We start from the raw sequence: 6,226 nt of genomic DNA on the forward strand, positions 1-6,226 counted from the left end.
AATCGTACTGGGTCAGGTTTCCGAGTCGCCGATCAGATTGGCGACGTGGTCGGGAACGAACTTCGACAGCGACCGCGGCGGGCGATGGTAATTGCCTGACTCGATCGGCTTCTTCGGCAGCTTCACCGCGGGCAGTTCAATCGTCGTGTAGTCGATGGTCGACAGCAGGTGCGAGATCATGTTCAGTCGCGCGTGCCGCTTGTGGTCGGACTCCACGACGAACCACGGGCTGATTCCGGTGTCGGTGTGGACCATCATCTCGTCCTTGGCGCGCGAGTAGTCCTCCCAGCGATACACCGACTCGAGGTCCATCGGACTCAGCTTCCACCGCCGCACGGGGTCGTCGCGGCGGGCACGGAAGCGTCGCAGTTGCTCTTCGTTCGACACGGAGAACCAGTACTTGCGGACAAGGATGCCGTCGTCGATGAGCATCTGCTCGAAAATCGGCGTCTGGCGCAGGAATCGCGTGTGCTCCTCCGGGGTGCAGAAGCCCATCACCTTCTCGACGCCCGCGCGGTTGTACCAGGACCGGTCGAACAGGACGATCTCACCGGGCGCCGGCAGCTGTGCCACGTAGCGCTGGTAATACCATTGGCCCTTCTCGCGGTCCGTGGGGGCCGGCAGTGCGGCCACCCGGCACACGCGAGGGCTCAGGTACTCCGTGATGCGCTTGATCGCACCGCCCTTACCTGCGGCGTCACGGCCCTCGAAGAGGACGACGACGCGTGCGCCGGTCGCGCGGACCCACTCCTGGAGGGTGACGAGTTCGGTCTGCAACCGGAACAGTTCGGCCTCGTAGACGTCCTTCGGGATCCGGTCGGACGTCGCGCTCTTCTTCGCCATGGACTGAAGTCTAGGTCACTCGATCTGTGCGATCGGCCCGCCACGCCATTCTCGACCGGTGTCTCGATATGGACAGAAGGTGGTCCCTGACGGATAAGTTCTGCGCCGCCTTCGGAATTACCGTGATCCAGACCTCAGTGAGAACAACCTGTATCGCACCTCTCACCGGAGTTTGCGGGAGACCGCGGTTACGCGGAGCAGTTCGCGGTCGTGCACCCGTCAGCCCGAACATCATCAAGGAGCACCCATGGATCAGACAACGACTTCGGTCGATCCGGCCGCCACATCGGCGGGCGAGGCGGATAATAAGGACCTTATGAAGGCGTCCCCGCCTCCCAAACGTCGGATCTACCCGTGGGTCGTTGCTGCCCTGGCTTTCGGCCTGCTTCTGGCCGACTACATGTCGCGCCAGGTGCTCGCCGCGGTCTTCCCCCTGCTCAAGGCGGAGTGGTCGCTGACCGATGCGAAACTGGCGTCGCTCAACAGCATCGTGGCTCTGATGGTCGGTCTGCTGACCTTCCCGCTGTCGGTCATCGCCGACCGCTTCGGCCGCGTCCGTTCGCTGGTGACCATGGCGGTCGTCTGGAGCCTCGCCACCCTGATGTGTGGTCTCGCCGCGAACTTCGAGCAGATGCTGGTCGCGCGCTTCTTCGTGGGCGTCGGTGAGGCCGCGTACGGCAGCGTCGGCATCGCCGTGGTGCTGAGCGTCTTCGCGCCGCGTCTGCACTCCTCACTCAGCGGTGCCTTCATGGCAGGCGGATCGTTCGGTTCGGTGCTCGGCGTCTCCCTCGGCGGCGTCATTGCGGTCAACTTCGGTTGGCGCTGGTCGTTCACGGCTATGGCTGTGTTCGGTCTGATCCTCGCCGCACTGTTCCGCGTGGTCGTCACCGAATCGCGACTGAAGCGCCACGCGGTGCGTGACGACGGGGCCGTCGAGGAAGCGGCTCATCGCACCAAGATCCGCGTTCCCGTCTCTACGCTCTTCACCAACCCGGCGGTCTGGTGCGCATACGTCGGCAGCGGTCTGCAGATGTTCACCGCAGCCGTCCTGCTCTCGTGGACCCCGAGCCTGTTCAACCGCTACTACGGCCTCGACACCGCCGAGGCTGCCGGTGTGGCTGGCCTCTTTGTTCTCCTGGTGGGCACCGGCATGGTGGTCAGCGGCATCATCACCGACCGGGTCAGCCGCGTCAACGTCTCCAACAAGTGGCTCTCGGCCATCGCCTACTGCGCAATCTCACTGGTGAGCCTCGGTATCGCGTTCCGCATCGAGCCGGGAGCGGCGCAGCTGTGGCTGCTCGCCATCGGCGCCTTCTTCGCGGGTGGCAGCTCCGGACCGACGGCAGCGATGGTCGCCAGCCTGACGCACGAGACCGTACGCTCGTCGGCACTCGGCACGCTCACCGTCGCCAACAATGTGCTTGGCCTGGCACTCGGACCGTTCGTCATCGGCATTCTGGCCGACAAGCTGGGCTTGATGGAGTCCCTGGCCCTGGCGCCGCTGTTCTACATCGGAGCGATCGTCGCCCTGTTCATCGGCTGGCGGGTGTACCCGCGAGGTCTCCGCAAGTTGGCCGCGCAGAGCGAGTCGTACGCTAAGCAGGCCGCAGCATCGGCGTGAGCGCCGTCATCGACTCATAGAACACCGCGATCGTTCCGGTGCGTGAGGCGACGGTCGCCGAACTCCGCTCACCGTCACTCGTCCGGCAACTCGTCCGGCCGAACCCGTGTATCCGCGGGATCGGCCGGTCGCGTCTGTTTGCGCCATTGTCTCGGGCTGACGCCGAACTGTTGGGTGAACCACCGCGAGAAGCTGCTGGGCGTCGAGAATGCAAGCATCTCCGAGACCTCGGTGAGCGAATGGCGATTGGCGACCACCAGGCGTCCGGCGAGTTCGCGGCGGGTGGAGTCGAGGACCTCGGTGAAAGTCAGGCCGACCTTCGCGAGGCGTCGATGGACGGTGCGCCGGTCGACGCCGAGGCTGCGGGCGACCTGATCGATGGAGCAGCGTCCGGTCGGCAGCAACATCTCGACGAGTTCGTGGACGCGGTCCTCGATGGCGGGCTGAGCGTGACTCACCTGTGATTCGAGGAGTTTCTGCGCATACGACACGAGTCCCGGGTCGGCGAATCGGTTGGCCTGGTCGAGATCGGCGGTGTAGACGACGATGCCGTTGTAGGCGCCGGAGAACTTGAGCGGAGCGTCGAACAAGCGGCGGTGGGTGCTCTCGTCGACCGGGCGCGGGTGGGTGAATGTGACCGATACCGGATGCCACCGTTCGCCCAGCAGACTCGACAGGAGTTGTCGGACCACCGCGACGGCGAGCTCCACCGATTGTCGGACCGGTGCCGGCTCGCCGGTGTCGATGGTGACCTCGATGGTCGAGAGTCCGCCGCGTTCAGTCACCTGCATGTTGAGGGCCTCGTTGTACATGTGCTGGAAGCGCATCAGCATCTGCAACGCGGTTCGGGCGTCGGGTTGCTCGCGGAAGCTCATGCTCAACGGACCCAGTGCCGACAACAGGCGGTGTTCGGCGAGACGAAGTGCGAAGTCCGGATGCCCGGACGCCGCCGCCGACATCTCCAGCAGTTGAGCCACGGAGGCCGCCGGTATCCAGCGGTCCTGGAGATCGAGGCTCGACGGGTCGAGCGAGGCCGCACGCATCATGCTGATCGGGTCGATCTTGACCTTCCGGCTCAGCTCGACGTAGCCCGACAGCGCTGCGTAGCGCGCGAGCGGTTTCGACATGGAGGCTCCTTCCCCGCAACTGCTCATCTGATTATCCCTCCCGACCGACTGGTCTGTGTCCCGATCAGGCAAGAATCCTGTCACGCCAAGGTAAGTATGACGACTCTTACGCCAATACCTTGATGTCAGTTGAATCACACCGGCACCCAGAACTAGATGGAGATCATTCAGATGGCGAACGCGATTCGTTTCTACGAGACCGGCGGACCCGAGGTCCTCAAGTGGGAGAGCGTTGAGGTCGGCGCGCCCGGCGCCGGCGAAGTCCGCGTCCGCCACGAGGCAGTCGGCCTGAACTTCGCCGACACCTACTTCCGCACCGGTATGTACCCCGCTGCGCTGCCCGCAGGCATGGGCGTGGAAGCGGCAGGCGTCATCGAAGAGATCGGCCCGGGTGTCGCGGACTTCGCCGTCGGCGATCGCGTCACCTACACCGGCAGCCCGCTGGGCGCGTACAGCACTGAGCGCGTGATGCCGACCGACAGCCTGATCCACCTTCCCGACGCGATCCCGTTCGAGACCGCAGCGGCGATGACGATGCGCGGCCTCACCACCTCGTACCTGCTGCGCCGCATCGCTCCCGGCCTCAAGGCCGGCGACACGGTCCTGCTGCACGCCGCCGCCGGCGGTGTCGGTCTGCTGTTCTGCCAGTGGGCGCGCGAACTCGGCATCACGGTCATCGGCACCACCTCCACCGAGGAGAAGGCCGCCGTCGCCAAGGCACACGGTGCCGCCCACATCATCAACTACCGCACCGAGAACCTGGTCGAGCGCGTCCGCGAGCTCACCGACGGCAAGGGTGTTCCGGTGGTATTCGACAGCATCGGCGCCACCACCTTCAACGACTCCCTCGACTGCTTGGCTCGCCGCGGCCTGCTCGTCGGCTTCGGCACCGCGTCCGGCCCGATCCCGCCGATCGACGCGCTGCAGCTGGCGATGAAGGGCTCGCTCTACGTGACCCGTCCCGCCCTCGCGGACTACATCGCCGACCCCGCCGAGCGCGCAGAACTGGCGAACGAGCTGTTCGGTCACGTTGCCGCCGGTCGCGTCAAGGTCGAGATCAACCAGCGCTACTCGCTCGAAGACGCGGTGCAGGCGCACAAGGACCTCGAGACCGGCGCCAGCGTCGGATCCTCGGTCTTCGTCCTCTGACTCCACCGACTCTTCAACCTCGTACTCGATCCCTCAAGGAGGATGACATGACCGCAACAACCGCCGCCGTCGACTCGCGACCGGCCGATTCGACCATGAACGTGGAACGCCTGACCTGCAGTATCGGCGCGGAACTGCACGATGTCGACCTCGCTGAGGTGGCCGCGAGCGACGAACTCTTCGCCGAACTGAAGGCGCACCTGCTGGCCCACAAGGTGCTGTTCTTCCGCAATCAGAACATCAGCCGCGCCGACCACGTCAAGCTCGCCCGTCGATTCGGTGAGCTCGAAGACCATCCGGTCCTCGGCTGCCACCCGGAGCATCCCGGCCTGGTCCAGATCTACAAGGACCTCGACAGCCCGCGCGAGGCCTACGAGAACGCGTACCACTGCGACGCCACGTGGCGTGTGAACCCGCCGATGGGCTCGGTGCTCCGCTGCATCGAGGCGCCCGAGGTCGGCGGCGACACGATGTGGGTCAACATGGCACTCGCCTACGAGCGTCTGCCCGAGCGCGTCAAGGAGCAGATCGAGGGGCTGACGGCTCGCCACAGCATCGAGGCCTCGTTCGGCGCCCGCTTGCCGATCGAGAAGCGCCACGCGCTCAAGGAGCAGTACCCGGATGCGGAGCATCCGGTGGTTCGCACCCACCCGGAGACCGGCGAGAAGATCCTGTTCGTCAACAGCTTCACCACGCACCTGACGAACTTCCACAACGACGACAACGTGCGTTGCGGCATCGACTACGCGCCCGGTGCCGGCGAACTGCTCCGCTACCTGCAGAGCCAGGCCAGCATCCCGGAATACCAGGTCCGTTGGCGCTGGACTGAGAACAGCATCGCGATCTGGGACAACCGTTCCACCCAGCACTACGCCGTCCAGGACTACTGGCCCGCCGTGCGAAAGATGGAGCGCGCAGGAATCATCGGCGACCGCCCGTACTGAGTTCCGCCTCCCCACACAGCAACAAGAACAACAACTAACACACGTTTCGAACAAGGAGTATTCCCATGCATTTCCACGACGACGCTCTGTTCCCGGAGTTGCAGGACAAGTTGGTCATCACGGCTGCGCCGTATGGTCCGGAGTGGGAGCTTGATGACTTCCGTGAGGATCTGCCGTTGACGATGGAGGAGCACATCCAGCAGGCGGTGGATTGCTACGAGGCCGGCGCGACGGTGCTGCACATCCATGTGCGTGAGGAGGACGGCAAGGGTTCCAAGCGGCTGTCGAAGTTCAACGAGCTGCTGGCGGGTCTGCGCGAGGCGGTGCCGGACATGATTCTTCAGGTCGGCGGGTCGATCTCGTTCGCTCCGGAGGGTGACGGCGCCGACGCCAAGTGGCTGTCGGACGATACTCGTCACATGCTGGCGGAGCTGGATCCGAAGCCGGACCAGGTGACGATCGCGATCAACACCTCGCAGATGAACATCATGGAGTTGATGACCGAGGACGATATCGCCGGTACGTCGCTGGCGCGTCCGGAG

General features: G+C 64.9%; 6 protein-coding genes. 4 read left to right on the forward strand and 2 right to left on the reverse strand.

All coding sequences use genetic code 11. The features are described 5' to 3' along the window. Positions 1-12: 12 nt before the first annotated feature. Positions 13-843 (reverse strand): polyphosphate kinase 2, encoded by an 831-nt coding sequence (gene ppk2, locus GX543_RS04995; RefSeq protein ID WP_290850245.1) that lies wholly within the window; start codon positions 841-843, stop codon positions 13-15. A 316-nt stretch (positions 844-1,159) separates the two neighbouring features. Between ppk2 and GX543_RS05000 the strand changes: the two genes are divergently transcribed. Beyond that, positions 1,160-2,464: an MFS transporter gene (locus GX543_RS05000; protein ID WP_290850254.1), complete on the forward strand. Its 1,305-nt coding sequence runs from the start codon at positions 1,160-1,162 to the stop codon at positions 2,462-2,464. A gap of 74 nt (positions 2,465-2,538) precedes the next feature. Here the strand turns inward: GX543_RS05000 and GX543_RS05005 are convergent, their stop codons facing one another. After that, complete coding sequence (locus tag GX543_RS05005; RefSeq protein ID WP_290850246.1) at positions 2,539-3,591, reverse strand: AraC family transcriptional regulator; 1,053 nt, start codon at positions 3,589-3,591, stop codon at positions 2,539-2,541. A gap of 171 nt (positions 3,592-3,762) precedes the next feature. On the opposite strand from GX543_RS05005, the gene GX543_RS05010 reads away from it, so the two are divergent. The 3 genes from GX543_RS05010 to GX543_RS05020 all read left to right on the forward strand — a co-directional run. Continuing rightward, positions 3,763-4,740, forward strand: coding sequence for a quinone oxidoreductase (locus GX543_RS05010; RefSeq protein WP_290850255.1), 978 nt, complete (start codon positions 3,763-3,765; stop codon positions 4,738-4,740). A 47-nt stretch (positions 4,741-4,787) separates the two neighbouring features. Continuing rightward, positions 4,788-5,684: a TauD/TfdA family dioxygenase gene (locus GX543_RS05015; RefSeq protein WP_290850247.1), complete on the forward strand. Its 897-nt coding sequence runs from the start codon at positions 4,788-4,790 to the stop codon at positions 5,682-5,684. Between the two features lie 65 nt (positions 5,685-5,749). Then, a partial coding sequence (locus GX543_RS05020) for a 3-keto-5-aminohexanoate cleavage protein (protein ID WP_290850249.1) occupies positions 5,750-6,226 on the forward strand: 477 nt, incomplete at its 3' end.

It is taken from the genome of Gordonia sp. (in: high G+C Gram-positive bacteria) (assembly GCF_012515855.1).
In the GTDB taxonomy this organism is placed as follows: Bacteria; Actinomycetota; Actinomycetes; order Mycobacteriales; family Mycobacteriaceae; genus Gordonia.